The organism is Micromonospora sp. ATLC20 (assembly GCF_057196585.1).
This window is the reverse complement of record NZ_JBXUOV010000313.1, coordinates 1-3,467: the sequence shown is the minus strand read 5'-3', so window position 1 is coordinate 3,467 and position 3,467 is coordinate 1. Positions and strand designations below refer to the sequence as shown.

The 3,467-nt window shown below is 76.5% G+C and carries 2 protein-coding genes and 1 pseudogene; 2 read left to right on the top strand and 1 reads right to left on the bottom strand.

All coding sequences use genetic code 11. The features are described from left to right. On the top strand, positions 1–2,388 hold a 2,388-nt coding region (locus AC2CHG_RS30680), incomplete at its 5' end, for an FtsK/SpoIIIE domain-containing protein (RefSeq protein ID WP_484526129.1). Next, a complete protein-coding gene (locus AC2CHG_RS30675; RefSeq protein ID WP_194801622.1) occupies positions 2,385–3,056 on the top strand; it encodes a hypothetical protein in 672 nt (223 codons plus the stop codon). The genes AC2CHG_RS30680 and AC2CHG_RS30675, both read left to right, overlap by 4 nt. 95 nt (positions 3,057–3,151) lie before the next feature. Here the strand turns inward: AC2CHG_RS30675 and AC2CHG_RS30670 are convergent. Further along, positions 3,152–3,467, bottom strand: a pseudogene (locus AC2CHG_RS30670) (cupin); the annotation flags it as partial.

The following is a 3,467-nucleotide window of genomic DNA, read 5'->3' as shown; positions in this document are numbered from 1 at the left end:
CCGTGGGACCGCTGGCAGGCCACGCCCGCCGGCCGGTCCGAGCCGCCGGGTGCCCTGCGCGTCGGCACGGTACGCCTCGACGGCGCCGAGCCGGTGCCGGCGCTCGTCCCGCTGCTCGATGCCGGGCACGCGCACCTGGCCGGCGGCGACCGTGCCGGGCTGGCCACCGTGGTACCGGCACTGCTGCTGCGCTCGGTCGGGCGGGCCGACCCGGGCGCGGTGCGGCTCTACGGGTACGACCCGGAGCACCTGGGCGGCGGGCTGGCCGGGTTCGCGCCGCTGGGCACGGCCGGGCTGCTCACGTTCGTCGGGCCGGGCGGGTTGGGCCGGCTGCTGGACGACCTGGTGGAACAGATCCGCCGGATCAACGCCACCGTGCTCGCCGGTGAGTACGGCTCGCTGCGCGAGCTGGCCGCCGCCACCGGACGCCGCCCGGAGCCGTGGCGGGTGGCGGTGCTGCTCGGCGGCGACGAGCTGTCCCGGCACGAACGCGGCCAGCTCGACCGGGTGGTGCGGACCGGCGCGGCCTGCGGCGTGCACCTCGTGGTCCGCGGCATCGAGCTACCAGACGACCCGACAGTCACCCGGATCACCGTGGAGCCGGACGACGCCCGGGTGGCCGGGCTGCCGGTGGTGCTCGACGCGCCGCCGCCGCCCGCCCTGGTCACCGAGACGTGCCGTACCGTCGCCTCCCGGGTGGCCGCCGGCCCGCCGCCGACGCCCTTCACCGACCTGCTCCCGCCGCCGGACGAGTACTGGCGGGAGAACTCCGCGCACGGCCTCAGCGCGCCGATCGGCGAGGGCCCGCACGGGCGGCAGGTGCTGCTCACGCTCGGCGACTACCCGCCGCACGCGCTGATCGGCGGCCCGTCCGGCACCGGCAAGACGAACCTGATCTTCGCCTGGATCGGCGCCCTCGCCGCCCGGTACTCCCCCGCCGAGCTGGAGTTCTACCTGCTGGACTTCAAGGAGGGCGTGTCCTTCGCCCGGTTCGCGCAGGGCCGGCGCGACCCGAGCTGGCTGCCGCACATGCGGCTGGTCGGTATCAACGTCAACACCGACCGGGAGTTCGGTCTGGCGCTGCTGCGCTTCCTCGCCGAGGAGCTGCGCCGTCGCGCCGACGCGGCGAAGAAGCACGAGGTCACCAAGCTGGCCGAGCTGCGCGCGGTGGACCCGGACGGGCACTGGCCGCGCATCGTGGCGGTGGTCGACGAGTTCCAGGCGCTGCTCGCCGGGCGGGACGTGGTCGCCCGGGAGGCCGCCGACCTGCTGGAGGACCTGGCCCGGCGGGGCCGGTCGCAGGGCATCCACCTGGTGCTCGCCTCGCAGGACGTCCGCGGCATCGAGGCGCTGTGGGGACGGCCGGCGCTGGTCGCCCAGTTCACGCTGCGGATCGCGCTACCGAAGGCGCTGCGCATCCTGGCCGAACGCAACGACGCGGCGCAGTCGCTGCCCCGTCACCACGCGGTCGTCAACGCCGAGTCGGGCCTGGCCGAGGGGAACGAGGTGGCCCGGATCCCGTCGGCGAGCGACTGGGAGACGTGGAGCGAGCTTCAGCACCGGCTGTGGCGGATGCGCCCGCAGGACGCCGCGCCGGCCCGGCTGTTCGACGGCGACGCGATCCCGAAGCTGGCCGACGCGCCGGACTTCCGGGCGCTCACCGCGCCGGAGCAGGGCGTGCCGCGCAGCCCGGTGGCGCTGCTCGGCGAGATCATCGACGTGCAGTCCCGCTCGGCGGCGCTGCGGCTGCCCCGCGCGCCGGGCCGCAACCTGGCGGTGCTGGGCACCCGGGTGGACGAGGCGTGCGCGGTGCTCGACGCCGCCGCCCGGTCGCTGGCGCGGCAGTACCGGCCCGGCACCGCCCGGTTCTCCATCGCCTGCCTGGATCCGGACGCCGACCCGGCCGCCCGCGCCCTGTACGAGGACCTGGAAGGCGACGCCTCCTGGTACGACGAGGAGACGGTGCCGGAGCTGATGGCCGAGGTGGGTGACGGACTCGGCGCGCCGGGTGCGGCGCGTACCCCGCACTTCCTGCTGCTGTACGCGGTGGACGCGGCCGCCGCGGCGCTGGCCGGCAAGGCCGGTACGCGCACCGGGCTGGAGCAGTTGCGCCGGATCCTGCACGACGGGCCGGAACGGCGTACGCACGTGCTGGCGTGGTGGCGTGGCGTGGCCCGGATGCGGGTGGACCTGGGCGGCGCGGGCGCGCGCACGGATCAGATCGGCGCCTGGGTGGCGCTGGACGTGCAGGGCGGTGAGCTGGGCTCCTCGCTGTATCCGGGCAGCGGCGGGCCGGACTGGTATCCCCGGCCGTGGCGCGGTCTCTACTTCGACCGGGCGGTGCACCGCACCGGACAGGTGATCATCCCTTATGGTCCCTCCCGATGAACGAACCGGTTGCCAGTGAGACGTACAGCGCGCAGATCCGCCGGCTCGCCGAGCTGACCGCCCGGGTGGCCGCCCAGCGGGCCGAGGCGCACACCTGGTACGACCAGCAGGTGGCCGCGGCCGACCGGGCGGTCGCGGAGGCCGCCGAGCAGGTGCGGCAGGCCGAAGCGGAGGTGGCCGAGGCGTCCCTGCTCGTGGAACGCGTCGACGGCGAGGTCACGCACCTGTGGACGCAGTTGCGGGCCCGGCTCGGCGGGAGCGCGCGGCGGCTGGGCGACCCGCCCGGCCCGGTACGCGGCGCGGCCGGTGACCCGGTGCCGCTGCTGCGGGCGGTCCGGGAGCTGCTGGACCGCACCGGCTCGCCGGGCGAGCTGCCCGGTTCGGTGAACCCGCTGCTCGTCGCGTGCGGGATCGGCGGGGCGCTGGTGGCGTACGCGCTTGGGGTGGGCGCGCGGGCCCTCGCGGCCGGTTCCAGCGGCGATCTGGCGGTGGGCCTGCCGGTGCTGGCGCTGGTGGTGACGCTGCTCGGCCCGGTGATCGGGCTGGCGCCGGCGCGGCTGCTGGCCGACCGCCGCCACGCGGTGCTGACCCCCCGCCCGATGATCCTGGTGGCCGCTTCCGGCCTGGTCACGACGCTGCTCCTGCTGACGGTGACCTACACCCGCTGACCGCCGCCCTCCGCCGCCGGCTCCCAAGCCGTCGATCATGAGGTTGGCGGCGCGACACGCCGTCGCGCCGCCGGTCAACCTCATGATCGCCGGGATCAGGCGGGGGTCAGGACTGCCTCCTTGAGGAGGCGGCGGGCCAGCACCAGGCGGTCGGCGTCGTCGTCGAGGCCGGGCAGGTCGCCGACCCTTGTCACCTCGCCGGTGAGCAGTGCGCGCAGCGCGGCCTCGCAGGTGCCGGGCAGGGTGAGCGTGCGGTCGGGCACGCGCAGCGTGACCCGTCCGTCGGCGGCCGGGGTGAGCTGCCAGCGCAGGCCGCCGCGCACCGCGACCTCGCTGTCCGGGCTCAGCCGGGCCAGCGCCTGCGCCTGGGCCAGCGGCCGGATCGGCGCCGGGCGGGCGGCCGGCCACACC